Source organism: Streptomyces sp. NPDC006384, from assembly GCF_042870695.1.
Lineage (GTDB): Bacteria > Actinomycetota > Actinomycetes > Streptomycetales > Streptomycetaceae > Streptomyces.
This window is the reverse complement of record NZ_JBIAHR010000005.1, coordinates 314,675-341,250: the sequence shown is the minus strand read 5'-3', so window position 1 is coordinate 341,250 and position 26,576 is coordinate 314,675. Positions and strand designations below refer to the sequence as shown.

General features: G+C 71.9%; 25 protein-coding genes. 11 read left to right on the top strand and 14 right to left on the bottom strand.

Annotation, left to right across the window (positions count from 1 at the left end):
- Positions 1-34 precede the first annotated feature (34 nt).
- Both ACFYOJ_RS09160 and ACFYOJ_RS09155 read right to left on the bottom strand, forming a co-directional pair.
- The gene (locus ACFYOJ_RS09160) at positions 35-883 is read right to left on the bottom strand and encodes an ABC transporter permease (protein ID WP_356557499.1); all 849 of its coding nucleotides are present in this window, start codon (positions 881-883) and stop codon (positions 35-37) included.
- Positions 880-1,902 carry an ATP-binding cassette domain-containing protein gene (locus ACFYOJ_RS09155; RefSeq protein ID WP_356557500.1) on the bottom strand — a complete coding sequence of 341 codons (1,023 nt, stop codon included), beginning with the start codon at positions 1,900-1,902 and terminating at the stop codon, positions 880-882. The genes ACFYOJ_RS09160 and ACFYOJ_RS09155 overlap by 4 nt, the downstream gene beginning before the upstream one ends.
- A 165-nt stretch (positions 1,903-2,067) precedes the next feature.
- Here ACFYOJ_RS09155 and ACFYOJ_RS09150 point away from each other — a divergent pair, with 165 nt between their 5' ends.
- Positions 2,068-3,051, top strand: coding sequence for an NAD(P)H-quinone oxidoreductase (locus ACFYOJ_RS09150; RefSeq protein WP_356557501.1), 984 nt, complete (start codon positions 2,068-2,070; stop codon positions 3,049-3,051).
- A 24-nt stretch (positions 3,052-3,075) separates the two neighbouring features.
- Here the strand turns inward: ACFYOJ_RS09150 and ACFYOJ_RS09145 are convergent, their stop codons facing one another.
- A complete protein-coding gene (locus ACFYOJ_RS09145; protein ID WP_356557502.1) occupies positions 3,076-3,894 on the bottom strand; it encodes a hypothetical protein in 819 nt (272 codons plus the stop codon).
- 205 nt (positions 3,895-4,099) lie between these two features.
- On the opposite strand from ACFYOJ_RS09145, the gene ACFYOJ_RS09140 reads away from it, so the two are divergent.
- Positions 4,100-4,645: a bacterial proteasome activator family protein gene (locus tag ACFYOJ_RS09140; protein WP_356557503.1), complete on the top strand. Its 546-nt coding sequence runs from the start codon at positions 4,100-4,102 to the stop codon at positions 4,643-4,645.
- A gap of 94 nt (positions 4,646-4,739) precedes the next feature.
- On the opposite strand, the gene ACFYOJ_RS09135 is transcribed toward ACFYOJ_RS09140, so the two are convergent.
- Entirely contained in the window at positions 4,740-6,377 is a 1,638-nt protein-coding gene (locus ACFYOJ_RS09135; protein WP_356557504.1) for a protein kinase, read from the bottom strand.
- Between the two features lie 346 nt (positions 6,378-6,723).
- Here ACFYOJ_RS09135 and ACFYOJ_RS09130 point away from each other — a divergent pair, with 346 nt between their 5' ends.
- A complete protein-coding gene (locus ACFYOJ_RS09130) occupies positions 6,724-8,358 on the top strand; it encodes a protein kinase (RefSeq protein WP_356557505.1) in 1,635 nt (544 codons plus the stop codon).
- An 84-nt stretch (positions 8,359-8,442) separates the two neighbouring features.
- Here the strand turns inward: ACFYOJ_RS09130 and ACFYOJ_RS09125 are convergent, their stop codons facing one another.
- Positions 8,443-9,099 carry a response regulator transcription factor gene (locus ACFYOJ_RS09125; RefSeq protein WP_356557506.1) on the bottom strand — a complete coding sequence of 219 codons (657 nt, stop codon included), beginning with the start codon at positions 9,097-9,099 and terminating at the stop codon, positions 8,443-8,445.
- 322 nt (positions 9,100-9,421) lie between these two features.
- Between ACFYOJ_RS09125 and pdhA the strand changes: the two genes are divergently transcribed.
- From pdhA to ACFYOJ_RS09110, 3 genes are read left to right on the top strand one after another with little or no spacing between them, the layout of a single operon-like run.
- Positions 9,422-10,648: a pyruvate dehydrogenase (acetyl-transferring) E1 component subunit alpha gene (gene pdhA, locus ACFYOJ_RS09120; protein WP_356557507.1), complete on the top strand. Its 1,227-nt coding sequence runs from the start codon at positions 9,422-9,424 to the stop codon at positions 10,646-10,648.
- Positions 10,649-10,679: 31 nt separating this feature from the next.
- Positions 10,680-11,645, top strand: a complete 966-nt coding sequence (locus ACFYOJ_RS09115) for an alpha-ketoacid dehydrogenase subunit beta (RefSeq protein ID WP_356557547.1) — start codon at positions 10,680-10,682, stop codon at positions 11,643-11,645.
- 20 nt (positions 11,646-11,665) lie between these two features.
- A complete protein-coding gene (locus ACFYOJ_RS09110) occupies positions 11,666-13,129 on the top strand; it encodes a dihydrolipoamide acetyltransferase family protein (protein ID WP_356557548.1) in 1,464 nt (487 codons plus the stop codon).
- An 87-nt stretch (positions 13,130-13,216) separates the two neighbouring features.
- Here the strand turns inward: ACFYOJ_RS09110 and ACFYOJ_RS09105 are convergent, their stop codons facing one another.
- The 4 genes from ACFYOJ_RS09105 to ACFYOJ_RS09090 all read right to left on the bottom strand — a co-directional run bounded on the left by ACFYOJ_RS09105 (position 13,217) and on the right by ACFYOJ_RS09090 (position 16,891).
- The gene (locus tag ACFYOJ_RS09105) at positions 13,217-14,278 is read right to left on the bottom strand and encodes a Bro-N domain-containing protein (protein WP_356557508.1); all 1,062 of its coding nucleotides are present in this window, start codon (positions 14,276-14,278) and stop codon (positions 13,217-13,219) included.
- A gap of 131 nt (positions 14,279-14,409) precedes the next feature.
- A complete protein-coding gene (locus ACFYOJ_RS09100) occupies positions 14,410-15,441 on the bottom strand; it encodes a DUF1648 domain-containing protein (RefSeq protein ID WP_356557509.1) in 1,032 nt (343 codons plus the stop codon).
- Entirely contained in the window at positions 15,438-15,785 is a 348-nt protein-coding gene (locus tag ACFYOJ_RS09095) for a GntR family transcriptional regulator (protein WP_356557510.1), read from the bottom strand. The genes ACFYOJ_RS09100 and ACFYOJ_RS09095 overlap by 4 nt, the downstream gene beginning before the upstream one ends.
- A 128-nt stretch (positions 15,786-15,913) precedes the next feature.
- Positions 15,914-16,891, bottom strand: coding sequence for a D-alanyl-D-alanine carboxypeptidase family protein (locus ACFYOJ_RS09090; RefSeq protein WP_388596415.1), 978 nt, complete (start codon positions 16,889-16,891; stop codon positions 15,914-15,916).
- Between the two features lie 199 nt (positions 16,892-17,090).
- On the opposite strand from ACFYOJ_RS09090, the gene ACFYOJ_RS09085 reads away from it, so the two are divergent.
- The gene (locus ACFYOJ_RS09085; RefSeq protein ID WP_356557512.1) at positions 17,091-17,741 is read left to right on the top strand and encodes a GntR family transcriptional regulator; all 651 of its coding nucleotides are present in this window, start codon (positions 17,091-17,093) and stop codon (positions 17,739-17,741) included.
- Entirely contained in the window at positions 17,738-19,066 is a 1,329-nt protein-coding gene (locus ACFYOJ_RS09080) for an MFS transporter (protein WP_356557513.1), read from the top strand. Before ACFYOJ_RS09085 ends, ACFYOJ_RS09080 begins: the two co-directional genes overlap by 4 nt.
- A 115-nt stretch (positions 19,067-19,181) precedes the next feature.
- Here the strand turns inward: ACFYOJ_RS09080 and ACFYOJ_RS09075 are convergent, their stop codons facing one another.
- The gene (locus ACFYOJ_RS09075; protein WP_356557514.1) at positions 19,182-20,006 is read right to left on the bottom strand and encodes a maleylpyruvate isomerase family mycothiol-dependent enzyme; all 825 of its coding nucleotides are present in this window, start codon (positions 20,004-20,006) and stop codon (positions 19,182-19,184) included.
- Between the two features lie 182 nt (positions 20,007-20,188).
- Here ACFYOJ_RS09075 and ACFYOJ_RS09070 point away from each other — a divergent pair, with 182 nt between their 5' ends.
- The gene (locus ACFYOJ_RS09070) at positions 20,189-20,983 is read left to right on the top strand and encodes a carbon-nitrogen family hydrolase (RefSeq protein ID WP_356557515.1); all 795 of its coding nucleotides are present in this window, start codon (positions 20,189-20,191) and stop codon (positions 20,981-20,983) included.
- A 54-nt stretch (positions 20,984-21,037) separates the two neighbouring features.
- Here the strand turns inward: ACFYOJ_RS09070 and ACFYOJ_RS09065 are convergent, their stop codons facing one another.
- From ACFYOJ_RS09065 to ACFYOJ_RS09050, 4 genes are all read right to left on the bottom strand, one after another.
- A complete protein-coding gene (locus tag ACFYOJ_RS09065) occupies positions 21,038-21,550 on the bottom strand; it encodes an LURP-one-related family protein (protein ID WP_356557516.1) in 513 nt (170 codons plus the stop codon).
- A 128-nt stretch (positions 21,551-21,678) separates the two neighbouring features.
- Entirely contained in the window at positions 21,679-21,927 is a 249-nt protein-coding gene (locus ACFYOJ_RS09060; RefSeq protein ID WP_356557517.1) for a DUF6458 family protein, read from the bottom strand.
- 122 nt (positions 21,928-22,049) lie between these two features.
- Positions 22,050-23,348 (bottom strand): M18 family aminopeptidase, encoded by a 1,299-nt coding sequence (locus ACFYOJ_RS09055; protein WP_356557518.1) that lies wholly within the window; start codon positions 23,346-23,348, stop codon positions 22,050-22,052.
- An 89-nt stretch (positions 23,349-23,437) separates the two neighbouring features.
- Entirely contained in the window at positions 23,438-25,264 is a 1,827-nt protein-coding gene (locus ACFYOJ_RS09050; RefSeq protein WP_356557519.1) for an acyl-CoA dehydrogenase, read from the bottom strand.
- Positions 25,265-25,414: 150 nt separating this feature from the next.
- Between ACFYOJ_RS09050 and ACFYOJ_RS09045 the strand changes: the two genes are divergently transcribed.
- Both ACFYOJ_RS09045 and ACFYOJ_RS09040 read left to right on the top strand, forming a co-directional pair.
- On the top strand, positions 25,415-25,882 hold the full coding sequence (locus tag ACFYOJ_RS09045) for an SseB family protein (RefSeq protein ID WP_356557520.1): 468 nt from the start codon (positions 25,415-25,417) through the stop codon (positions 25,880-25,882).
- Between the two features lie 130 nt (positions 25,883-26,012).
- Complete coding sequence (locus ACFYOJ_RS09040) at positions 26,013-26,576, top strand: hypothetical protein (protein WP_356557521.1); 564 nt, start codon at positions 26,013-26,015, stop codon at positions 26,574-26,576.

Here is a 26,576-nt window from a genome sequence, read left to right as displayed (position 1 = left end):
CCGCTCCGTGCGACACGCCGGCCCGCGAGGCTGTCTACTTGCGGTTGTACAGCCGCATGGTGACCGGCCCGAAGACGAGCAGGAACAGGGCCGCCCAGCCCAGCGTCCAGCTGATCTCCCCGCCCGGCCACCCGCCCGCCATCAGCTCCCGCACGGCGGAGGCGAGGTGCGTGATGGGGCTGTTGTTGACGAACGCCTGGAGCCAGCCTGGCATGGTCCTCGGATCGACGAAGACGTTGGACAGGAAGGTGAGCGGGAAGATCACCATCATGCTGACGCTCATCACCGATTTCTCGGTCCGCAGCAGCAGTCCGAACATCGTCCAGATCCACGAGAAGGCGAACGAGAACACCAGCAGCAGTGCGATCCCGGCGACCACGCCGGCGAAGCCGCCGTCCGGCCGGTAGCCGAGGAGCAGGCCCACGGTGAGCATGACGACCGACGCGATCGTGTAGCGCAGCGCGTCGCCGAGCAGGTAGCCGACCATCGCCGACGGGCGCCAGATCGGCAGCGAGCGGAAGCGGTCGAAGACGCCCTTCTCGATGTCGATGTTCACCGAGACGCCGGTGTACATCGTGATCATCACGACCGACATCACCAGGATGCCCGGCAGGACGAACTGGATGTAGTCGCCCGGCGAACCCGCCAGCGCACCGCCGAAGAGGTACGTGAACATCAACAGGTTCATGATCGGGAAGGCGGTGACGTCGAAGAGCTGCTCCGGTACGTGCTTGATCTTGAGGATCGCACGCCATCCGAAGGCCAGGGACGTCGACAGGGAACCGGGCCGCGGCGGGCGCTCCCCGGCGACCAGCAGGACCGCCAGCGACTCGGTGCTGACCGGGGCGAGGTCCTTGCTCTCGGTGCTCGTGACCGTGTTCATGCCGTCACCTCGTCCTTCGTTCCGGTTCCGGTTCCGGTTCCGGCACTGTTGCCGGTGTCGTGTCCGGTCAGCGCCAGGAAGACCTCGTCGAGGCTGGGCTGCCCCAGGGAGAAGTTGTCCACCGTGATGCCGCTGCGGGCCAGCTCGGCCAGTGCCCGTGCGGCCAGGTCGGCGGCGGTGTCGCCGGCCGCCGCGCCGAGGCGGGCGGTCAGTGCCACCGGGTCGGGGTCCCGCTGCACCTCGGTGGCCAGCAGGTCCCGCAGCATCCGCTCGGCCTGGGCCCGCCGGCCGGCGTCCCGCAGTCGCAGGTGGACGGTCCCGGCGCCGACGGACGCCTTCAGCTCGCCCTTGGTCCCCTCGGCGATCACCCTCCCCTTGTCGATGACGGCGATCCGCGACGCCAGCTGGTCGGCCTCGTCCAGGTACTGCGTGGTCAGCAGCACCGTGGTGCCCTGGGCGACGACCGCGCGGACGATGTCCCACACCTGATTGCGGCTGCGTGGATCGAGCCCGGTCGTCGGCTCGTCGAGGAAGAGCAGGTCGGGGGTGTTGAGGATGGACGCGGCGATGTCGATCCGCCGCCGCATGCCGCCGGAGTAGTGCTTGACCTGCTTCCCGGCGGCCTCCGTCAGCCCGAAGGCCTCCAGCAGCCGGGCGCTCCGCTCCCGGGCGGCCTTCTTGCCGTGCCCGAGGAGCCGGCCCAGCAGGACCAGGTTCTCGGTTCCGGTGAGGTCTTCGTCCACGGACGCGTACTGGCCGGTGAGGCTCACCCGGCCGCGCACCTCGTCGGCCTCGCGCACCACGTCGTGGCCGAAGACATGGGCCTGGCCGCCGTCGGGCCGCAGCAGGGTGGCGAGCATCCTCACCGTGGTGGTCTTGCCGGCGCCGTTGGGGCCGAGGACGCCGTACACCGTGCCGGCGGGCACCGTGAGGTCCACCCCGTCCACGGCCCGGGTCTCGCCGAACGTCTTCACCAGGCCCGCGGTCTCGATCGCCGGCCCCGACGTGTGCGTGCTCATACGTGGTGGTCCTTCCGCGTTCGGGCTACGCAGGGAAGACCCTGGCCGGCGCGCGAACTCATCGGTCCCGCGCAGGGCTCTTCCGGCGGCTCTTCCGGCGGCTCGGCACGAGGACGGACGCGGACGGAGAGGCCCGGCCGTGGGCCGAGGAGTAGCGTCGCCTTCATGCATGCGATCACGATTCCCGAACCCGGAGGCCCCGAGGCGCTGGTCTGGGCCGAGGTCCCCGATCCGGCGCCCGGTGAGGGCGAGGTCCTGGTCGAGGTGGTGGCCGGCGCCGTCAACCGGGCCGACATCATGCAGCGCCAGGGCTTCTACGACCCGCCGCCCGGCGCCTCCCCCTACCCCGGCCTGGAGTGCTCCGGACGTATCACCGCGCTCGGCCCGGGGGTGTCGGGCTGGTCCGTCGGCGACGAGGTCTGCGCGCTGCTCTCCGGCGGCGGCTACGCCGAGAAGGTCGCCGTCCCGGCCGGGCAGCTGCTGCCGGTCCCCGAGGGCGTCGGCCTCAAGGAGGCGGCGGCGCTGCCCGAGGTGGTCTGCACCGTCTGGTCGAACGTCTTCATGGTCGCCCATCTGCGCCCCGGTGAGACGCTGCTCGTGCACGGCGGTTCCAGCGGCATCGGCACCATGGCGATCCAGCTCGGCAAGGCCGTCGGCGCGAAGGTCGCGGTGACGGCGGGCACCGAGGAGAAGCTGGAGCGCTGCGCGGAGCTGGGCGCCGACATCCTGATCAACTACCGGGAGCAGGACTTCGTCGCCGAGGTGAAGGAGGCCACGGGCGGCGCGGGCGCCGACGTCATCCTGGACAACATGGGCGCCAAGTACCTGGACCGCAACGTGCAGGCCCTGGCCGTCAACGGGCGGCTCGCGATCATCGGCATGCAGGGCGGGCGGAAGGGCGAGCTGGACATCGGCACGCTCCTCGCCAAGCGTGCCGCCGTCAGCGCGACCTCGCTGCGCGCCCGGCCGCGGGAGGAGAAGGCGGCCATCGTGGCGGCCGTGCGCGAACACGTCTGGCCGCTGCTCGCCGGAGGCCATGTCCGCCCGATCGTCGACCGCGAGCTCCCGCTGAGCGACGCCGCCGCCGCGCACCGCGTGGTGGAGGAGAGCGGCCACATCGGCAAGGTGCTGCTGATCGCCGCGCCGTAGGACCGTGGAGACGGCCCGGGCGTACTACGCCCCGCTCCGGCGCAGTCGGAGGCCGACGTAGGCCAGGGCCAGTCCCAGGCCGATGAGGACCAGCCCACCGCCCAGGGGCAGGACCTTCAGGACGGGCTCCGCGGCACTCCCGGTCCGCACGCCGGCCTGCGAGCCGGTCCGCGACGGGGACGGGGAGGCCGAGGGGGCCGGGGTGAACTGCCCGGCCGGCGCGGTCCCGGCCGGGCCGTCGGAGAGCCCGCCGCCCTCGTCGGCGTGATGCTTCCCGCGGTCCTCCTCCCGCCCGCGCTTCTCCGGGCGTCCCGGCCGGCGCCGTCCCTCGCCCGCCTTGCTGCCCGCCCGGGACGGCTCCCCGGCCGAGGCGGTGCCGGGCGAGGCCGAGGGGGAGGGCTTCGCGGAGCCGGAAGCCTCGCCGTCCCCCGGGCCGGACGACGGAGCAGCCGTCGGACCGGCCGTCGGGCGGCCCCCGTCCGGCTCTTCGGAGGCCGGCGAGGAGGCGGACGAGGGGCCCGCCCCGGTACCGCCCGGCCCGTGTGGTCCGTGCGGGCCGTCGGAACGGCCGCCCCCGCCGGGCCGCTCCGGCGGCTCGGCCCGGCCAGGGCCACCGGGGGCACGGGAGACGCCGGAGCCGCCGGGGGCGTCCGGACCGAACCCCGCCGCCCGCGCACCGGCGTGCGCGGGCACCGGGGCGGAGACCGCCACGAGGTCTCCGGGAGCCACGGAACCGGCCCCGGCCCCCTGCGCCACCCCGGCCGCGCAGGGCGACACCAGCACCCCTGCCCCCAGTACCCCCGCCAGCCCCGTCACGCGCACGGTGCGCAGCCATGGAGTCACGTCGGTGACCCCCTCCCGGTGTTGTGCGGTCGTCAGAACCAAGTCGTCCGCTCGGCGGTCGTCAGGGCGGACGGCGCCGAAATCGGCGGAACAAGCCTCACATCAGCTCACGACACCGGCATTCCGGACTCCGCCGTACGCGGTGGAGCCCGCTTCTCCGGGGGCACCACCCGGAGGAGCCGCACCGGTACGAGAGAATGGCCGCATGGAGATGCCGAGGAACGACAGGTCGCCGGAGAACCCCCAGATCCTGGTCGTCGGCCAGGACGGAATGGCGTTGGGCGGAGGCGGTGACGGGGACGGGGAATCCCGCGAGATCCCGGTGACGGAGCAGGTGGAGCAGCCTGCCAAGGTCATGAGGATCGGCAGCATGATCAAGCAGCTGCTGGAGGAGGTCCGCGTCGCTCCCCTGGACGAGGCGAGCCGGGTACGGCTCAAGGAGATCCACGCCAGTTCGGTGAAGGAGCTGGAGGACGGCCTCGCGCCCGAGCTGGTCGAGGAGCTGGAACGCCTCTCCCTGCCCTTCACGGACGACGCGACGCCCACCGACGCGGAACTGCGTATCGCCCAGGCACAGCTGGTCGGCTGGCTGGAGGGTCTGTTCCACGGGATCCAGACCACGCTGTTCGCCCAGCAGATGGCCGCGCGGGCCCAGCTGGAGCAGATGCGCCGCGCCCTCCCGTCGGGTGCCGGGAACGACGGCGACGAGCCGCACCCGGGCACCGGCCGCTCGGGCGGCCCGTACCTCTAGACCCGTACTTCCAGGCCCGTCCCTCCAGGAACAGCGCACGGCGAAGGGCCCGGCAGCACCATCGGCTGCCGGGCCCTTCGCCGTACGCGCGGGGTCAGGAGGTCGGAGGATTGCCCGTCGACACCTTGAGCTGGATCTGCGGCATGTTGTCGGGGTCGACGTCCGTGCCCGCCGTGGGGAACTGGTCCCTGACCGAGCCCTCGCCATAGGTGTTCTCGTCGACCGGCACGACCTTCATCCTCCAGCCGGCGGCCTGGAAGCACTCCTTGACGGAACCGATGTACTTGAAGGTGAAGTCGGGCACCTGGATCTTGTCCGGGTCGTTGTACGACTCCGTCGGCTCCGTGCACTCCTCCTTCTCGATCGTCTTCGTCAGATCGGGCCCGCGGTACCCCTCCGCCCTGGAGGGCGACGCCGAGGAACTGGAGCCGCCGCCGGCCTGGGGGTCCTTGTCGTCGCCGTTCATCAGCAGCGTCCCCACCAGGGCGCCCGCCGCCACGACCGCGACCACCGCCGAGCCGATGATCACCTTCTTGTTGCCCCTGCCGCCGCCCGAGGGGCCCGCCCCCTGGGAGGAGGGCGTGAGGTTGTACGGCGGCGGCGTCGGCGCGCCCTGCTGCGGATACGGCGCCTGGTAGCCGCCCTGCTGCGGATAGCCGTACGCCGGTGAGGGCGTCGCCGGTGCCGGGGTGCCGTACGCGGCCGGTCCGGGGGCCGGCGTCGGCTGGTACGGCGTCTGCACGGGGCCCGTGGGCACCTGGCCGCTCTGGTCGACCGGCGGGAACACCGCCGAGCCGACGCCCGCGCCGCTCGCCGGGTGCGTGCCCGGCACGATGCTCGGCGGGGCCGGCTGGAAGGAGGCCGCCACCCGCAGGCACTCGTCGCGCATGGCCGCGGCGCTGGGGAAGCGTTCGTTGGGGTTCTTCTTCAGCGCGCGGGCGATCAGCGCGTCCACGGCCGGCGGCAGGGCGCGGTTGACGGAGGAGGCCGCCACCGGCTCCTCCTGCACATGCGCGTACGCGATGGCCAGCGGCGAGTCCGCGTCGAACGGCAGCCGCCCGGTGACCAGCTGGAACAGCATGATGCCGACCGAGTACAGATCGGAGCGGGCGTCGACGCCGCGGCCGAGGGCCTGCTCCGGCGAGAGGTACTGGGGAGTGCCGACGACCATGCCGGTCTGCGTCATCGACGTCACACCGGACTGCATGGCGCGGGCGATGCCGAAGTCCATCACCTTGACCACACCGCGCTTGGTCATCATCACGTTGCCCGGCTTGATGTCCCGGTGGACCAGGCCCATCTCGTGGCTGATCTCCAGCGCCGCCAGCACGTCCGCGGTGATCTTCAGCGCCTTGTCGGCGGGCATCGCGCCGAACTGCCTGACGTCCTCGTCGAGCACCGAGCCCAGCGGCCGGCCCTCGACGTACTCCATGACGATGTACGGCATCGTCGCGCCGCCCAGATCGTCCTCGCCGGTGTCGAAGACCGAGACGATGTTGGTGTGCGTGAGCTTGGCCACGGCCTGGGCCTCGCGGCGGAACCGCTCGCGGAAGGCCTGCTCGCGCCCCAGCTCGGTGTGGAGTGTCTTGATCGCGACCTGACGGTCCAGCACCGAGTCGTACGCCAGGTGCACCGAGGCCATGCCGCCCTCGCCGAGCAAGTCGCGCAGCTGGTAGCGTCCGCCGGCGAGCGCGCGCCCCGCGTACCGGCCCTGTCCGGCGTCCTGGCTCATGTCTCTGCTTCCCCCGTAGGCGCCGGCGGCAGCGGCAGCGGCGCGAGCGCGTGGTGATCGAAAGTGCTATTCCCGGCCAAGTCTGCCCCAGGGCACTGACACGTCAAGCGCGGTGCCCGTTCCGTGACCGTACGCGAAGGAAGCGTCGCGCAAGCGTTACAGGGGACCCATGGCCGGTGCACGGAATTTGCACGACAGTACGGAACCACGGTTTGATGACCGGTCCGTCTCGATGCCGGTCCCGGCGTACTTCTCGGACCGGAGGCCCCCGCGAAGGCTGTAGCGTGGCCGACGGAGACCGTAACAACACCGCGCGCACCGCGGGCAGAAACGACGGCGAGGACTGATGGCACAGCAGCAGCGCGCCCAGGGCCCGTCCGAACCCGAGGCCACCGGCGGCGGTATGTCTGACGCGCCGGAGACCTGGGGCAACGGCGGCCTGGTCGGCGACGGCCGGTACCGGCTGACCCGCAGGCTCGGGCGGGGCGGCATGGCCGAGGTGTTCGCCGCCGAGGACGTCCGCCTCGGCCGCACCGTGGCGGTCAAGCTGCTGCGCGCCGACCTCGCCGAGGACCCGGTCTCCAAGGCCCGCTTCACACGCGAGGCACAGTCGGTGGCCGGGCTCAACCACCACGCCATCGTCGCGGTGTACGACTCCGGCGAGGACTTCGTCGGCGGCCAGTCCGTGCCGTACATCGTGATGGAGATCGTCGAGGGCCGCACCATCCGCGACCTCCTCCTCAACGCCGAGGCGCCCGGCCCCGAGCAGGCCCTGATCATCGTCTCGGGCGTCCTGGAGGCGCTCGCCTACTCGCACCAGCACGGCATCGTGCACCGCGACATCAAGCCGGCCAACGTGATCATCACGCACAACGGCGCGGTGAAGGTGATGGACTTCGGCATCGCCCGCGCCCTGCACGGCGCGTCCACGACGATGACGCAGACCGGCATGGTCATGGGCACCCCGCAGTATCTCTCCCCGGAGCAGGCCCTCGGCAAGGCCGTCGACCACCGCTCCGACCTGTACGCGACGGGCTGCCTGCTGTACGAGCTGCTCGCGCTGCGTCCGCCGTTCACCGGCGAGACCCCGCTGTCGGTGGTCTACCAGCACGTCCAGGACATCCCGACGCCCCCGTCCGAGGTCTCCGACGCCGCCCCGCCGGAGCTGGACGGCCTGGTGATGCGCTCACTGGCCAAGGACCCCGACGACCGTTTCCAGACCGCCGAGGAGATGCGCGGCCTGGTCCAGTACGGGCTGCAGATGCTCTACGACCACGGCAGCCACACCGGCACCTGGAACACCGGCCCGGTCGACACGCACGACGGCCGGCACACCCCGGCGGCCGGGATGGCGGGCACGGCGGTGCTGCCGCACCCCGACCACGGCTCGGGCACCACGCAGATCCCCCAGCAGGTCCTGCCGGGCGGCTACGGCGGCGGTGACGACGGCGGCTTCGAGGGACACGGCAACAAGGGCAGCGGCCGGGGCAAGCTGTGGGTCCTGGCCGTCCTCGCCGTGATCGCGGTCGTCGCGGGCGTCGCCCTGGCCATGAACAACGCCGGAGGCGGCGAGGGCGGGGAGACCGACCCCAGCCCGACGGCGACCACGTCGCAGAGCACCGGCACCGAGTCCCCCAGCTCCTCGCCCAGCGACGAGGCGACGCGGGAGACCAGCGACCCGGACACGGACCAGAGCACCGGCGGTGGCGGCGGCACCGGCGGGAACTGGGAGCGGCCGTCCACGCCGGAGTACACGCCGACGCAGACCGCGACGGAAGACCCGACGGGCGAGCCGACGGGAGGCCAGACGGATCCGTCCACACCGACGGACGGTGGGGAACCGACCGGTGGCACCGAACCGACGGGCGGCGGTGACACCGACCCGACGGGCGGCAGTGATACCGACCCGACGAGCGGCGGCAGCGGCGGGCAGCCGACGGGCGGCGGGCAGCCGACGGACCCCGGCGGCCTCCAGAACTGACCGAAAACCACCCCCGCGCGCGTGCGCCCCGAGAACGGGCGCACGCGCGCGGGGCGTTTCCGCGTCGCTCGGCGGCGGGTGCCGTCAGCGGTTCTCCGCCTGCATGCGGGCCACGAAGGCCGCCGCCTGGGAACGCCGCTGCATACCGAGCTTGGCCAGCAGACTCGACACGTAGTTCTTGATCGTCTTCTCGGCCAGGTGCAGGCGCTCCCCGATCGCGCGGTTGGTGAGGCCCTCGCCGATCAGCTCCAGGATCCGGCGCTCCTGCTCGGTCAGTCGGGCGAGCCGGTCGTCGCCCCGGGTGCCCCCCTCGCGCAGCCGCTCCAGGACGCGGGCGGTGGCCGCCGGATCGAGCAGCGACCTGCCGGCCGCGACGTCCCGCACCGCGGACAGCAGCTCGGCGCCCCGGATGTCCTTGAGGACGTACCCGGACGCCCCGGCCATGATCGCGTCGAAGAGGGCCTCGTCGTCGGCGAAGGAGGTGAGCATCAGGCAGTGGACGGACTCGTCGCGGGAACGGACCTCGCGGCACACCTCCACGCCGCTGCCGTCGGGGAGCCGGACGTCGAGCACCGCGACGTCGGGGCGGGTGGCCGGGATCCGGGCGAGCGCGTCGGCCGCCGTGCCGGCCTCGCCGACGACCTCGATGCCGGACTCGCCGGCCAGCAGATCGTGCACACCCCGGCGTACCACCTCGTGGTCGTCGAGGAGGAATACCCGGATTTTTCCTTCTTCGCGCACGCGCTCAGTGTCACACACCGACTCTTCCCGCGCCCGGGGTGACCGGGATAACGTGCCGTTGTTCCGGCCCCCTGCGAGGCTGTGACCAGTAAAACCTCCCCGCTTTGTCGATTTACTTGGAAATCCGAGTAAAAACGCAGGTCAGGAGGGGTTTCACAGAAATGTGAAGCACTGGGTAACGTGCCTTTTGCAGGAATGCTCGCCGGGGCACCTGTCACGCCTGTTCCCGATCGGCCGCACCCACCCTGTGCGACCGCCGGGGCGCAGGTGAGCCGCACTGGCACCCGGCGAACCCGGGGGCCGGACCGACGGAGGAGCACACGTGACCGTGGAGAGCACTGCCGCGCGCAAGCCGCGACGCAGCGCCGGAAGCAAGGCGGCCGGCACCACCGGCACCAAGGCGGCCGGCACCAAGGCCGGTACCACCGGCACCACCCGCACCGCTGCCGGGAAGGGCTCCGCGACGGAGCTCGTGCAGCTGCTGACGCCCGAGGGCAAGCGCGTCAGGAAGGCGGCCTACGCGCAGTACGCCGAGTACGTCGTCGGCATCACCCCCGAGGAGCTGCGCGGTCTGTACCGCGACATGGTGCTCACCCGGCGTTTCGACGCCGAGGCCACCGCGCTGCAGCGCCAGGGCGAGCTGGGCCTGTGGGCCTCGCTGCTGGGCCAGGAGGCCGCCCAGATCGGCTCCGGCCGCGCCACCCGCGAGGACGACTACGTCTTCCCCACCTACCGCGAGCACGGCGTCGCCTGGTGCCGCGGGGTGGACCCGACCAACCTCCTCGGCATGTTCCGCGGCGTGAACCACGGCGGCTGGGACCCCAACAGCAACAACTTCCACCTCTACACCATCGTCATCGGCTCCCAGGCGCTGCACGCCACCGGCTACGCGATGGGCGTGGCCAAGGACGGCGCGGACTCCGGTGTGATCGCCTACTTCGGTGACGGCGCCTCCAGCCAGGGCGACGTCAGCGAGGCCTTCAACTTCGCGGCGGTCTACAACGCCCCGGTGGTCTTCTTCTGCCAGAACAACCAGTGGGCGATCTCCGAGTCCAACGAGAAGCAGACCCGGGTGCCGCTGTACCAGCGCGCCCAGGGCTTCGGCTTCCCCGGCGTCCGCGTCGACGGCAATGACGTGCTGGCCTGCCTCGCGGTCACCCGGTGGGCCCTGGACCGGGCCCGGCGCGGCGAGGGCCCGGCGCTGATCGAGGCGTACACGTACCGCATGGGCGCGCACACCACCTCGGACGACCCCTCCCGCTACCGGCACGACGACGAGCGGGCCGCCTGGGAGGCGAAGGACCCGATCCTGCGCCTGCGCCGCTACCTGGAGTCCGCAAACCACGCGGACGAGGGATTCTTCGGGGAACTGGAGGCCGAGAGCGAGGCGTTGGGCAGACGAGTGCGCGAGGTGGTCCGAGCCATGCCCGACCCGGACCGGTTCGCCATCTTCGAGAACGTGTACGCGGACGGGCACGCGCTCGTCGACGAGGAGCGGGCTCAGTTCGCCGCCTACCAGGCGTCGTTCGCCGAGACCGAGGGGGTCTGAGATGGCTGCGGAGACCGTGACATCCACAAGCATGGCGCTGGCCAAGGCGATCAACGAGTCGCTGCGCCACGCGCTGGAGTCGGACCCCAAGGTCCTGATCATGGGAGAGGACGTCGGCAAGCTCGGCGGCGTCTTCCGGGTCACCGACGGGCTGCAGAAGGACTTCGGCGAGGACCGGGTGATCGACACCCCGCTGGCCGAGTCCGGCATCGTCGGCACCGCGATCGGCCTCGCCCTGCGCGGATACCGGCCGGTGGTGGAGATCCAGTTCGACGGCTTCGTGTTCCCGGCCTACGACCAGATCGTCACGCAGCTGGCCAAGATGCACGCCCGCTCGCTGGGCAAGGTCAAGCTGCCGGTCGTCATCCGCATCCCCTACGGCGGCGGCATCGGCGCGGTCGAGCACCACTCGGAGTCGCCCGAGGCGCTGTTCGCGCACGTGGCGGGCCTGAAGGTGGTCTCCCCCTCCAACGCGGGGGACGCGTACTGGATGATGCAGCAGGCCATCCAGAGCGACGACCCGGTGATCTACTTCGAGCCGAAGCGGCGCTACTGGGACAAGGCCGAGGTCGACACCGAGGCCATCCCGGGCGAGCTGCACAAGGCGCGGGTGGTGCGCGAGGGCACCGACCTCACGCTGGTCGCCTACGGCCCGATGGTGAAGCTCTGCCAGGAGGTCGCCGACGCGGCGGCGGAGGAGGGCCGGTCCCTGGAGGTGCTGGACCTGCGGTCCGTCTCCCCGCTGGACTTCGACACGGTCCAGGCGTCGGTGGAGAAGACCCGTCGCCTGGTCGTGGTCCACGAGGCCCCGGTGTTCCTCGGCTCGGGCGCGGAGATCGCGGCGCGGATCACCGAGCGCTGCTTCTACCACCTGGAGGCCCCGGTGCTGAGGGTCGGCGGCTACCACGCGCCGTACCCGCCGGCGCGTCTGGAGGAGGAGTACCTGCCCGACCTGGACCGGGTGCTGGACGCCGTCGACCGCTCGCTGGCGTACTGAGGGAGAGGGCGTTGACGACGATGACTGAAGGCTCCGTACGCGAGTTCAAGATGCCCGACGTGGGCGAGGGACTCACCGAGGCCGAGATCCTCAAGTGGTACGTCCGGCCCGGTGACACGGTCACCGACGGACAGATCGTCTGCGAGGTCGAGACGGCCAAGGCCGCGGTCGAACTGCCCATCCCCTACGACGGGGTGGTCCGCGAGCTGCACTTCCCCGAGGGCACCACGGTCGACGTGGGCACGTCGATCATCGCGGTCGCCGTCGGCGACGGCGCGGCCGCCGCAGCCCCGGTGCAGGAGGCCGCACCGGAACCGGCACCGGCCGGGACGCCCGGAGCGCCCGGGGCGGAGGAGGAGAAGCCGGCCGCCCGCCAGCCGGTCCTGGTCGGCTACGGAGTCGCCACCTCCTCGACCCGCCGCCGCCCGCGCAAGAGCCCCGGGACCCCGTCCCAGGAGGCGCCGGCGCAGGAGGCGTCGGCCGCGATCCAGGCCGAGATGAACGGCCGCGGACCGGCCGGCGCGGTCACCCGCGGACGCCCGCTCGCCAAGCCGCCGGTGCGCAAGCTGGCCAAGGACCTCGGTGTCGACCTGACGACCGTGGTGCCCTCCGGCCCGGACGGCGTCATCACGCGCGAGGACGTCCACGCCGCGGTGACACCCGCCCCCGCCCCCGCTCCCGCCACCGCACCGGCCGAGGCGCCGCAGGCGGCCCCCGCCGCTCCCGCGCAGGCTCCCGCCTCCGCTCCCGCGGCCCCGGCACCCGCGGTGTCGTACGACACGGCGCGCGAGACCCGCGTCCCGGTCAAGGGCGTGCGCAGGGCGACGGCGGTGGCGATGGTCGGCTCGGCGTTCACGGCGCCGCACGTCACGGAGTTCGTGACGGTCGACGTGACGCGCACGATGAAGCTGGTCGAGGAGCTGAAGCAGGACAAGGAGTTCACGGGCCTGCGGGTCAATCCGCTCCTGCTGATCGCCAAGGCCCTGCTGGTCGCGATCAAACGCAACCCGGACATCAACGCGTCCTGGGACGAGGCGGCGCAGGAGATCGTGGTCAAGCACTACGTGAACCTGGGCATCGCCGCCGCGACCCCGCGCGGCCTGATCGTGCCGAACATCAAGGACGCCCACACCAAGACGCTCCCGCAGCTGGCCGAGTCGCTGGGCGAGCTGGTGGCGACGGCCAGGGAGGGCAGGACGTCCCCGGCCGCCATGCAGGGCGGCACGGTGACCATCACCAACGTCGGCGTCTTCGGCGTCGACACCGGCACGCCGATCCTCAACCCGGGCGAGTCCGCGATCCTCGCGGTCGGTGCGATCAAGCCCCAGCCGTGGGTCCACAAGGGCAAGGTGAAGCCGCGTCAGGTGACCACCCTCGCCCTCAGCTTCGACCACCGCCTGGTCGACGGCGAACTGGGCTCCAAGGTCCTCGCCGACGTCGCGGCGGTCCTGGAACAGCCGAGGCGACTGATCACCTGGGCGTGAGTCCCGTGATCTGAGCAGGCTCGCGAGCGGGAGGGGCGCCGCACGTTCGTTCTGCGGCGCCCCTCCCGCTGCCTTCCTGTGCCGTACTCAGCCCTGAGGGAGGACGTACACCGGGGCCCCGTCCTCGGCCCCGTCCCGTACGTGGATGCAGGCGTGCTCGCGCAGCAGCCGGAGGCACTCGTCGACACGGCGCGCGGAAAGTCCCGTGCGGGCGGAGAGCGATGCCGACGGCACGCGCAGCTCGCCCTGTTCGACGAGCACCGGTGCGATCACCACGGCCACCGCCCACACGTCCTCGGTCACGGACAGCCGCTGCCGCCAGTCGGCCAGCACCGACTCCGTGGTGGGCAGCGCGGCGACGCGGCTCCGGGGCGCGTGACGCCGGAGGACCAGCGTGTCGAACCGGTCCGCGATGCGTTCCAACGCCCGGACCATGGCCTGCTGCACGGCGAGGGTGGCCTGCTGCACGGCCAGTGTCTCCCGCTGCACGGCCAGTGTCTCCCGCTGCACGGCGAGCGCGGCCTTCTGGACGTCCAGTGTCTCCTTCTGGACGTCCAGCGCGTCTCTCTGCGAGCTCAGAAGCTCCCTCTGCAGCGCGATCGACGTGCGTTGCCCGTCGGCCAGCTCCTCGTCGAGCTGGAGGTTGTGCGCCTCCAGCCGGACGATGGCCTCCGCGACCTGCTCCGGCATGGCGTAGGCGACCGGAGCACCCGGCACGGAAGGCTGCACCTCGGCCTCGTCGAGAGTGTAGGAACCGTCGCGCTGGACGGTCTCGATGACCTCGGCGACCCACTGCTTGAAGGGTGCGCAGGCCGGCTTGGTACAGGCGTTGACGAGCAGGATCAGACCTTGGAGGTCGATGAGTTGAAGGTCTCGGCGCCAGCTCCTACCTGCGGGAATGCTGAGACAGTGACTTCCAGTCACTGTCTCGAGATTGTCTCGATGCTCCTCCGGGACATGGTCGAGAAGTGCTTTACGGGTCGTGGTGTAGCCCAACTCCTTGCAGACGTCCACAGCCGGGAACCAGTGGCTTCCGTCCGGCATGGTCAGTCTCCGCACCCGGGCGCCGGTGGCCGCGTACACGAAGTCGCTGATGTCGATCGCCTCGTGCCGCTCGGCGGAGTTCTGCCGTTTGCTGGGTTCGTTCACGTGAACCACCTCCGCCGCGGAACGTAGAGCGGAGCCGAAGGCATATGCCAGCCGGTGCGCGGATGTTCACGACTGCGAGCGAAGCTGAACGGAAACCGCGGCACCGGCCGGCGTGGTGTGCTCGGCGGGTGTCACCGCCCTCCGGCGCGCAGGGTGTTGAGCAGGGCCGCGCCGCGTTCCGCGTCGTCGACGCTCACCGCGAAGTCCGTACGGCGGCCCCGGGCCCGTACGACCAGGCAGTCCCCGGCGCGCAGCATCACCGTGGTGCCGAGGCCGCTGAAGCGGTAACCCCAGCCGCCGACCTGCGAGGGCAGGCGGACCTCGGCGTACGCCGTGTCGATGTCACCGGGCGCCCAGCGGCGCCGGGGCCAGGCGAGCGGGCCGAAGGACACCTCCAGACCGCGCTCCGACACACGGGCCTGCACGGAGGAGAACACGGCGCAGGAGAGGGAGGCGACGGCGCAGATGGTGAGCGGGGGCCACAGGGCACTCGGCGCGCCCAGTCCGCCGATCAGGGCGACGAGCGCGCCCGCGGCGACGAGGCCGGTCGCCGCCGCCAGCAGCTGGAGCCAGGGGTTGGCCGTGCGGGAGAACCACACCAGCCGCCGCCCCTCGGGAATCTCCAGTGCGGGGGCCTCCGTCTCCGGCTCCGCGCCCTCCGCGCCCTCCGCACCCTCCGCGCCGTTTCCCCGGGCCGCCGGCCGCCGGGTGGCGGCCAGCCACCCCGCCACCGACGCGAGCACGGCCGCGGCGAGGAGCGCGAACAGCCACGCGGTCGGCTGCCGGGCCTCGTGCCAGTCCGCGCGGTCCAGGTTGGCCCGTACGACGGCGGCCTGCGCGCCGCCGAGGACCACACCGACGGGCAGCAGGACCGTGGTGGCCCACGGCCGGGCCGCCCGCGGGCCGTTCCGCAGCAGCGGTACGGCCGTGGCCGCCGCCGTCACCAGCCAGAGCAGTGCCGGGAAGAAGGCCGCCGCCCACAGGGGCATCGAGCCGTCGGGGGCCCCTCCGTCCAGGTCCCAGTGGGTCGCCAGGCGGTCGGGCAGCCGGTCCCGCGCCACGAACGGCAGTCCCACGAGGACGGCGGTGACACCGGCCGTCCAGACCACCGCCGTGGCCCTGGCCGCCACCGTCGCCCCGGCCGTCCCCGTCGTGTTCCTCACGGCATCCCCCTGATCATGTCGATGACATCGGTCCTGCTGTAACCCAGCCGGGCGGCCTCGGCGACGAGCTCCCGCACCCGGATCCGCAGCCCCGAGTCCCGGGGCGCGTCCTGGGCCACCGTCACCCCCCGGCCCCGGCGGAACTCCAGCAGCCCCTCGTCGCGCAGACCGCGCAGTGCGCGCAGCACGGTGTTGACGTTGACGTCCAGGGCCTCGGAGAGGTCGCGTGCCGAGGGCAGGCGGTCGCCGGGGCCGCACTCTCCCTCGGCGATGGCGCGCCGGAGAGCGCCGGCGACCTGCTCGTGCAGGGGACGGGTGTCGGTCTTGTCCAGACTCAGCAGCATGGTGCTACTGAAGCTATCACCATTAATTCCATTCGGGCAGCGGAAAGGGCCCGTCGCGAGGGCGACGGGCCCTTTCCCGAGGCGCGGAGTGCGGGGCGGGGGCGCGGGGAGGCGCGGGTGCGCCGGTGTCATCCCGCCTTGGCGAAGCCGTGGTCCAGCAGCTTGGTCGCGTCCTTGGCGCGTTGTGCCGCGGACGAGGACGCCAGGACCGTGCCGATCACCGTCCTGCCCTTGCGGGTCGCGGCGAAGACCAGGCAGTACCCCGCCTCCGGGCCCGAGCCGGTCTTCACGCCGGTCGCGCCGCGGTAACTGCCGAGCAGGGTGTTGGTGTTGTTCCAGGGCGCCATCGTGCGGGTGCCGCCCTTCCTGGTGACCGTCTTCGCCGTGTACTTCTTCGTCCCGACGATCGTGCGGAAGGTGGAGTTCTTCATTGCGCTGTTCGCCAGGATCGTCAGGTCCCGCGGCGTCGAGTAGTTCCTGCCGTTGCCGATGCCGTCGAACGAGTCGAAGTGGGTGTTCTTCAGGCCGAGGCTCCTGGCGGTGGAGTTCATCCTGCCGATGAACGACTTCACCCGGTCCGCCCGTGTCCTCCCCGTCCCGAACTTGTCGGCCAGCGCGTACGCGGCGTCGCAGCCGGACGGCAGCATCAGGCCGTACAGCAGCTGCCGGACGGTCACCTTGTCGCCGACGATCAGGCGGGCGGACGAGGCGTTGTGCTTCACGATGTGGTCGCTGTACGCCATCTGGATCGTGACCTTGGCGTTCAGATCCAGCTTGGGCTGCGAGAGCACGACCTTGGCGGTCATGATCTTGGTCGTGGATCCCGTGGGACGCCTGGTGTCCGCGCCCTTGGTGTAGAGCGCCCTGCCGTTCGCGCCGTTCATCACGAACCCGCCCTTGGCGGCGATCGACGGCACGGCGGCGGCCCGGGCGAGGGCGGCGGGCGTGGCGGGAGTCTGGGCGAGTGCGGCGGGAGCCTGGGCGGGTGCGGCAGGCGCGGCGGCCCGGGCGGGTGCGGTGGTGAGGGCTGTGGAGGCGAGCACGGCGCCGGTGGTCACGGCGGCGGCGACGGCCCGGCGAAGGCGGATGTCCTGAATGCCGTTCATCAAGTGAAGTACCCCGTTTGTCGTGAAAGCCCTTGCGGCAGGGCCCCGTTGCGGTCGTCACAGCATGGGCCGCGTCTGTGGGACACGTGGAGGGCGCGGATGGTTGCGGCGCCGGCGGGCGCGTCCCCCTGACGGGTGGAGCGCGTCCGCATCCTGGACGGGCGCCCTCTTGCGTCCCTGTTGTATCTATCCTGTGGACATGACCACGGCCGTGAAACGACCCCCTGCCGCAGAGCGCGTGTACGCCCATGTCAAACAGGCCGTTCTCGAGCGCCGCTACGAGGGCGGGACCCTGCTCACCGAGGGCGAGCTCGCCGAGGCCGTGGGCGTCTCGCGCACGCCGGTGCGCGAGGCGCTGCTCCGGCTGGAGGTGGAGGGCCTGCTCCGGCTCTACCCGAAGAAGGGCGCGCTCGTCCTGCCCGTCTCCGCCCAGGAGATCGCGGACGTGGTGGAGACCCGGCTCCTCGTCGAGGAGCACGCGGCGCGCAAGGCCGTACCCGCCCCGCCCGGGCTCGTCGAGCGGCTGGAGGAGCTGCTGGTGCGCCAGCACGAGCAGGCCGCCGCCGGGGACTTCGCCGCCGCCGCCGTCACCGACCGCTGCTTCCACGCGGAGATCGTCCGCAGCGGGGGCAACGAGATCCTGTCCCGTCTCTACGACCAGCTGCGCGACCGTCAGTTGCGCATGGGGGTCGCCGTCATGCACTCCCACCCCGACCGGATCGCCAAGACCCTCGCCGAGCACGGGGAGATCCTGGACGCGCTGCGCTCCGGGGACGCGGAGGCGGCCGTCGGTGTGGTCCACCGTCACGTGGGCTGGTTCTCGCACCTGGCCCGGGGGGAGGCCCGATGAGTCCGGCCGCGCCGGGAGAGAACACCCTGCCCGGGGATCCTCCCCCTCCGGGGGAGCCTCCGGGCGGCCGGCGCGCGATCGCCGTGTGGAGCATCGGCGTCGCCGTCTACTTCGTCGCCGTCATCTTCCGCACGTCCCTGGGCGTGGCCGGTCTCGACGCGGCCGACCGCTTCCACGTGGGCGCCTCCGCCCTGTCCACCTTCTCCATCCTCCAGCTGCTGGTCTACGCCGGCATGCAGATACCCGTCGGCCTGCTGGTCGACCGGCTCGGCACGAAGAAGGTGCTGGGCATCGGCGCCGTCCTGTTCACGGTGGGACAGCTGGGCTTCGCCCTCTCGCCGACGTACGGCACCGCGCTCGCCTCCCGCGCCCTGCTCGGCTGCGGCGACGCGATGACGTTCATCAGCGTGCTGCGGCTCGGCACCCGCTGGTTCCCGGCCCGGCGCGGGCCGATGGTCGCCCAGCTCGCCGGTCTCGCCGGCATGGCGGGCAACCTGGTCTCCACGCTCGTCATCGCCCGTCTGCTGCACGGCATCGGCTGGACCGCGGCCTTCGCGGGCAGCGCGCTCGCCGGCGTGGTCGTCCTCGTCCTGCTGGTGCTCTTCCTGAAGGACCACCCCGAGGGGCACGAACCGGAGCCCTCGGGGCACCAGGGGGCCGCGTACGTACGCCGGCAGATCGCCGCCTCCTGGCGGGAGCCCGGCACCCGGCTGGGGCTGTGGGTGCACTTCACCACCCAGTTCCCGGCCATGGTGTTCCTGCTGCTGTGGGGGATGCCGTTCCTCGTGAAGGCGCAGGGCCTGTCCCGGGGCACGGCCGGCGGACTGCTCACCCTCGTGGTGCTGTCCAACATGGCCGTCGGCCTCGTCTACGGCCAGATCATCGCCCGGCACCACGGCGCGCGGCTGCCGCTGGCCCTCGGCACGGTGGGGGCGACGGCGCTCCTGTGGGCGGCGACGCTCGTCTACCCGGCCGAGCACGCGCCGATGTGGCTGCTGGTCGTGCTGTGCGCGGTGCTCGGTGCCTGCGGGCCGGCGTCGATGATCGGCTTCGACTTCGCGCGGCCGGCGAACCCGCCGGAGCGGCAGGGGACGGCGTCCGGGATCACGAACATGGGCGGGTTCGTGGCGTCGATGACCACGCTGTTCGCGATCGGGGTGCTGCTGGACGCGACCGGGGACGACTACGCCGTGGCGTTCGCGTCGGTGTTCGTGCTGCAGGCGCTGGGTGTGTCGCAGATCCTGCGGCTGCGGAGGCGGGCGGCGCGCAGGGAGCGGGAGCGGTCGGTCGTCAGCCGGGTGGAGACGGTGCACGTGCCGGTGTAGGCGCCGGGCACGAGTGCGGGCCGGCCGGGGGCTGCCGCCCCCGGGCCCCGCTTCGGCCTGAACGGCCTCGTCCCCGACGGCCGCACGGGCTGATCCCCCACCCGGCGTCAGGGCGTCACGGCGTCACCGCGAAGTTGCGCAGGATCGCCGCCGCCAGGTCGGGGTCGCCCTCCGTCTTGACGCGGTCCGCGACGGCCGCCGGGGTCACCCGGCCGCAGGCCAGACGGACGTACGTCTCCCAGTCGAGGGTGAGGGTGGCGGCCGGGCCGAGGGCGGGGACCGTCTCCAGGGTGCCGCGGCCCTGGATGTCGACGCGGATCGTGCGCAGGAACTCGACCGGGCCGTGCACGTCGAAGACGACCGCGGAGCTGCGCGGCGCGTCCGCGCGTTCGGCGACGACACCCGGCAGCTCGGCGAGCAGCACGTCACGGGTGACGTGCGCGCCGGGGGAGTCGAGGTTGCCGGGGCGGCCCAGGGCCGTGCGCAGGTCCTGCTCGTGCACCCACACGGTGAAGGCGTGCCGGCGCATGGACTCCTCCAGCGTCAGCTCCGTCCCGTACGGGCCGCGCACCTTCGCGCCCGGGTCCCGCGACTCGTTCCGCAGCTGGCGGTTGCGCCGGATGATCATGTACTCCAGCTCGGAGGTGATCTCGGGTGCCGTGTGGTGGCGGCGGACGTCGACCTGCATCTCCATGTAGCGCTGGTGCTCGTTGGTGACGTGGAACAGGTCGCGCGGGAGCGTGTGGATCGGACGCGGATCACCGAGCATCTCGGAGTCCAGCCCCATGACGTGGGAGACGATGTCCCGCACCGACCAGCCGGGGCAGGGGGTGCGGCCGTTCCACTCTGCTTCCACAAGCGACTGGACCAGCTCGGATATCGCCTCGATGGAGTGAGTCCAGGCGTCGGCGTAGGGCTGGAGGGTGGGATGCAGACTCACGGAACGGGACCCCTCGGCGGTCGGTGCACGGGCAGGTGGTGGCGGCGGTGCCAGTGGGAGGTGGCTGCGGTCGGCGGGCGTCTTGAGACGCCAAGTTACGCTGCTGAGCGGCACCTCGGCAGTGCTTTCGTGTGACGATCGTAGGCCCGAGCGGATGGGTCGGATACCAGGACGGTGGTAGTGTGCGCGCCTCATTGCTTCAGATCGCCGTGAACGAGGACGAACCGGTCGAAGCGCGCCGCCGCCGTGCCGCGTCGATGGTCCGGGAGCAGGCGGGCGCCGATCTCGTCGTGCTGCCGGAGCTGTGGACCACGGGCGCCTTCGCCTTCGAGGAGTTCGGCACCCGTGCCGAGCCGCTCCGGGGACCGACGTACGAGGTGATGGCGCGGGCGGCGGGCGACGCCGGCGTGTGGCTGCACGCGGGCTCCGTCCCCGAGCGCGCCCCCGACGGGCTGCTCTACAACACCTCCCTCCTCTTCTCCCCCTCCGGCGACCTGGCCGCCTCCTACCGCAAGATCCACCGCTTCGGCTTCGACAAGGGCGAGGCGGTGCTGATGGGCGCGGGGAGCGAGCTGGTGACGGTCCGTCTGCCGGAGACCACCCTGGGCGTGGCGACCTGCTACGACCTCCGCTTCCCCGAGCTCTTCCGCGGCCTCGTCGACGCCGGTGCCGAGACCCTCGTCGTCCCGGCGGGCTGGCCCGAGCGACGCCGCTCCCACTGGACGCTGCTGGCCCGGGCCCGGGCGGTGGAGAACCAGGCGTTCGTCCTCGCCTGCGGAACGGCCGGTACCCACGCCGGGGTTGTGCAGGCCGGTCACTCGCTCGTGGTCGATCCGTGGGGCGAGGTGCTGGCGGAGGCCGGCGCGGACGAGGAGGTCCTCACCGTGGAGTTCGACCCGGTGGAGGTGGCGCGGACCCGCGAGCGGTTCCCGGCCCTGAAGGACCGGGTGCTGGGCCTGGCGGAACCGCGACGCTGAGCACCGGCGGCGCGTCCGGCCCGGCCGGCCCCCGCTCCTGCCGGCCTCCCGCTCCTACCGGTCCTCCCGCTCCTCCCGGGCTTCCCGTTCCTTCTCCGCCAGGTGGATCACGCACACCGCCAGGGCGATCAGCAGTGCCGGGTCCGCGTCGTCCCGGACGACGTCCACGCCGTAGGCGTCCCGGAGGGTCAGCCACCGCCGGGAGACGACGGCCAGCAGCTCACCGTCGTACTCGACGGCGAACTCCCGGTCGAGGATCCTGCCGCTGACGTCCAGCTCGGTGCCGTCGGCCAGGGCGACCCGGTAGTGGTTGCGCAGCAACGACAGGCGCTTGCGCCTCAGGGTCGCCAGCGGCTCGCCGCCCCGCTCGATCACCATGGTGTCGCGCAGGGCGAACATCTTCTGGCGGATGCCGATGAGCACCCGCCCCTGGGTGTCCTTCAGCTCCCAGGTGTCCCGCAGCCGCATCGCCTTGCCGTCGACGAGGAACGCCTTGTTGCCGTCGGCGTCCTCGATCCAGTAGTCGTCACCGAAGCCGAGGAGCCGGTCGTACACGAGGAATCTCATGCCGTAACCGCTTCCCCGCCGAGCTCGCCGGGACGCGGACGGTAGGCCGACAGGCCGAGTGGGCGCTCCCGGCCGGGTACGTCCGGCGTGCCCGGCGTGTGCGGTGCGTGCGGTGCGTGCGGTGCCGCTCAGACGCCGTAGCCGTTGTCGTACCCGTTCCGGGTGCCGTGGGGACGTTCCTCGACGACCGGGGTCGTCGGCGGCATCACGACGCGGCGGCGCCGGGCGATGCTGCTGAACGTCGCGACACCGATCAGGCCGACGATCATGAAGATGACGCCGACCAGGTCGAGGTTGACCCCCTGCATGTCCCAGTCGGTCGCGAACGTGAGGATGGCTCCCACGGCGATGAGGATGATGCACCCGCCGAGGCCCATGAGTGTCGCCTCCCTGTAGATCCGGTCTGTCCGGTCTTCCGGTCGATCCGGTTCCGTTCGGGTACCCCCGGCGGGAACGGCCATGCGGAGCAAGGCCGTTCCCGCCCGGACGCGCGGCGGGCTCAGCCCCGCAGGAATGCCGCCAGCGCGTCGGCCAGCAGGTGCGGGTCCTCGGCGCCGCACAACTCCCGTGCGCTGTGCATCGACAGGATGGCCACGCCGATGTCGACGGTGCGGATGCCGTGCCGGGCCGCGGTGATGGGGCCGATGGTGGTGCCGCAGGGCATGGAGTTGTTGGAGACGAAGGTCTGGAAGGGGACGTCCGCCTTCTCGCAGGCCGCGGCGAAGACCGCGCGGCCCGAACCGTCCGTGGCGTAGCGGTTGTTGACGTTGACCTTGAGGATGGGGCCGCCGTTGACGCGCGGGTGGTGCGTGGGGTCGTGCCGTTCCGCGTAGTTGGGGTGGACGGCGTGGCCGGTGTCGGAGGACAGGCAGACGGTGCCGGCGAAGGCCCGCGCCCGGTCCTCGTAGGAGCCGCCGCGTGCGAACACCGAGCGCTCCAGGACACCGCCGAGCAGCGGGCCGTCGGCACCGGTGTCCGACTGGGAGCCGTTCTCCTCGTGGTCGAAGGCGGCCAGCACGGGGATGTACGGCAGGTCCGCGCCCGATGCGGCTACGGCGGCCAGGGCGGCGGTTCCGGCGTGCACGGACAGCAGGTTGTCCATGCGGGGGCCGGCCACCAGTTCCCGGTCGCGGCCGAGGTAGGCGGGCGGCTCCACGGAGTGGGTCATCAGGTCCCAGCCGGTGACCGTGCCCGGCTCCAGCCCCGCCTCCTCCTCCAGGAAGGAGATGAGGTCGCCGTCGCGGACGGTGTCGCCGAGGCCCCACACGGGCTGGAGGTGGCGCTGCTTGTCGAGCTTGAGGCCCTCCGTGGACACGTTGCGGTCCATGTGGATGGCGAGCTGCGGGACGCGCAGCAGCGGCCGGTCGACGTCGACCAGGCACGTGGAGCCGTCGCGCAGGCTCAGGCGGCCGGCCAGGCCCAGGTCGCGGTCGAGCCAGGAGTTCATCAGCGGTCCGCCGTAGATCTCCACGGCGATCTGGCGCCAGCCGTGCGCGCCGCTGTCGGGCCGCGGCTTCACCCGCAGGTTGGGGGAGTCGGTGTGCGCGCCGACGATGCGGAAGGGGGTGTGCGGCGCGGCGCCCTCGGGGACGTACCAGGCCACGATCGCGCCGCCGCGCAGCACGTACTTGCCGCCCGTCGTCCCTTCCCAGGCGTCCGTCTCCACGACCTGCCGGAAACCGGCCTTCTCCAGCCGCTGGGCGACGTTCGCCACCGCGTGGTACGGCGTGGGGCTCGCCGCCAGGAAGGACATCAGATCGTCGGTGTGGCCTTGGCCGAAACGGGAGGGTGCGCTCATGGGATCACCTTAACGACGTACGAGGGCCCGCTACCCGTGTACCGGGAGCGGGCCCTTGCGAAGTGGGCGGGGGCGGAGCCCCGGCGGGCCTAGAAGGCGGCCTCGTCCAGCTCCATCAGGTCCAGCTCGACGCCCTGGGCGACCTTGCGGGCCAGGGTGACGCCGGGCAGGACGTTGGCCGCGAAGAACTTCGCCGCGGCGATCTTGCCGGTGTAGAAGGCCTTGTCCTTGGCGGAGGCGGTCGGCAGCTTCTCGGCGGCCACGGCGGCGCCCTTGAGGAGCAGGTAGCCGACGATCACGTCACCGGAGGCCATGAGCAGGCGGGTGGTGTTGAGACCCACCTTGTAGATGTTCTTGACGTCCTGCTCGGTGGCCGCGAGGTCGGTGAGCATCAGGCCGACGATGGCCTCCAGCTCGACGGCGGCCTTGGCCAGGTGCTCGCGGGCGCCGGCCAGCTCCTCGCCGCCGGTGGCGAGCGCCAGGAACTTCTTGATGTCCTCGGCGAGCGTGTTCAGCGCGGCGCCCTGGTTGCGGACGATCTTCCGGAAGAAGTAGTCCTGGCCCTGGATCGCCGTGGTGCCCTCGTACAGGGTGTCGATCTTGGAGTCGCGGATGTACTGCTCGATCGGGTACTCCTGCAGGAAGCCGGAGCCACCGAAGGTCTGCAGGGACTGGGCGAGCTGCTCGTAGGCCTTCTCGGAGCCGTAACCCTTGACGATGGGCAGGAGCAGGTCGTTGAGGGCGTGCGCGGCGGTGGCGTCCTCGCCGTTCGCCTCCTTGATCTGGATCTCGTCCTGGATCGAGGCGGTGTACATCACCAGGGCGCGCATGCCCTCGGCGTACGCCTTCTGCGTCATCAGCGAGCGGCGGACGTCCGGGTGGTGCGTGATGGTGACCTTGGGGGCCGTCTTGTCCATGAAGTTGGCCAGGTCGGGGCCCTGGACGCGCTCCTTGGCGTACTCCAGGGCGTTGAGGTAGCCCGTGGAGAGGGTGGAGATCGCCTTCGTGCCGACCATCATGCGGGCGAACTCGATGATGCGGAACATCTGGCGGATGCCGTCGTGCTTGTCGCCGATCAGCCAGCCCTTGGCGGGGTGGCGGTCGCCGAAGGTCATCTCGCAGGTGTTGGAGGCCTTCAGGCCCATCTTGTGCTCGACGTTGGTGGCGTAGACGCCGTTGCGCGCGCCCAGCTCGCCGGTCTCGAAGTCGAACTCGTACTTCGGGACGAGGAAGAGGGACAGGCCCTTGGTGCCGGGGCCGGCGCCCTCGGGGCGGGCGAGGACGTAGTGGAGGATGTTCTCCGACATGTCGTGCTCGCCGGACGTGATGAAGCGCTTCACGCCCTCGATGTGCCAGGAGCCGTCCTCCTGCTGCACGGCCCTGGTGCGGCCGGCGCCGACGTCCGAGCCGGCGTCCGGCTCGGTGAGGACCATCGTCGAGCCCCACTGCTTCTCGACGGCGATCTTGGCGATGTGCTTCTGGACCTCGTTGCCCTCCTCGAAGAGGATGCCCGCGAAGGCGGGGCCGGAGGAGTACATCCACACGGCCGGGTTGGCGCCGAGGATCAGCTCCGCGTAGGCCCAGATGAGGGAGCGGGGCGAGGTGGTGCCGCCGATCTCCTCGGGCAGGCCGAGACGCCAGTACTCGGAGTCCATGAAGGCCTGGTAGCTCTTCTTGAAGGACGCGGGGACCGGTGCGGTGTTGGTCTCCGGGTCGAAGACCGGCGGGTTGCGGTCGGCGTCCGCGAAGGACTCCGCCAGCTCGTTCTCCGAGAGGCGGCACAGCTCCTCGAGAACGCTCCTGGCGGTGTCGGTGTCCATCTCCGCGAACGGGCCCGTGCCGTACACCTTGTCACGGCCGAGCACCTCGAAGAGGTTGAACTCGATGTCCCGGAGATTCGGCTTGTAGTGCCCCATGGCGACGGCTCCGTCGATAGATCGGCGAGGCACTGGATCCTCGCGTCCTGTACACGTACCAACTAGTAGCTCCGATGATGCTACCCGCCGGTAATAAGAAGCAACCCCGCACCGCCCCTCTGTGACCCGTCACTCGCTACTCTTTGCGGCATGTACGGCTACGACCAGACCGCGGGCCAACAGCAGCAGCAGTACGCCCCGCCGCAGCAGCCGATGTCCGGCGGGTACGGGCAGCAGCCGCCGCTGTACCCCGAGCCGTCCCCGCCCTCGCTCGCCGACGCGGTGCGCGCCTTCACCACCGGGCAGCTGGCCGCCGAGGACTTCCAGCAGATCTTCGCCACCTCGAAGGTCTACTGCCCGCGCGGCGACAACCCCGGTTTCCTGGCGCTGCACAACACCCAGCAGCCGGTGATCCCGATGTTCACCTCGCTCAAGGAGCTGCGCCGGTACGCGGGCAAGGAGTCCAAGTACTTCGTGATCACCGGCGCCGAGGTGATCGACCTGCTGCCGACCGGCTACGGCTTCGTCCTCGACATGGAGGGCGAGCACCGGATGGTCTTCGACGCCAAGGCCGTGGAGCAGATGGTCGACTTCGCGATGCGCCGGATGTACGGCTAGACGCCGCTCCTCGTCGCTCCGCGGGCGGCCGAGGCTCCGCGCGGAGGGCGTGGCCGTGTCTCGCCGCTCTCCGGGGCCGGACCCGGCGGAGCGGTTCCCTCCGCCGGGGGGAGGCTCCTATCGTGCCGATGTGACCCCCAGGAGTACGGCCGCGTCCTCCGCCGCCCCGCGTCCGACGGGCATGTCGCCCGGCGGCGGGATCGCGGTCGGCGCCGCCCTCGTCTTCGTCCTCGTGCTCGTGCTCTTCGCGGTCCGCGGCGCGGACGCCCGGTCCTACGTGTGCTGGCTGCTGGGCCCGGTCGTGGGCGGGTTCGGCGCGGTGACGGCCGGCGGCGGGCTGCGGGTGGGCCGCACGGCGTGGGTCCTGCGGCGGCGCGGGGTCGTGGCCGAGGGCCGGCCGGCGGGCACGTCGGAAGCGGTCGCCGTCGCCGACTGGGCGCAGATCCACGTGAGCCACCGGTACGTCTTCACCGACGCCGAGGGGCGGGAGCACGAGCGCTCGGGCCCGGTCGGCGGCGTGGAGCGGGCCGACATCCTCTACGACCCCCGCGACCCCCGCACGAACAAGGTCCACCGCGGCACCGCCGGGTGGCTCACCGGGGCCGCGCTGCTGCTGGCGGTGGGGGTGCCCATGGTCGCCGCGGCGGCGGGGCTGATGGTCTGGGCGGTCGTCCACGCGCTCGGCCTCGGCTGA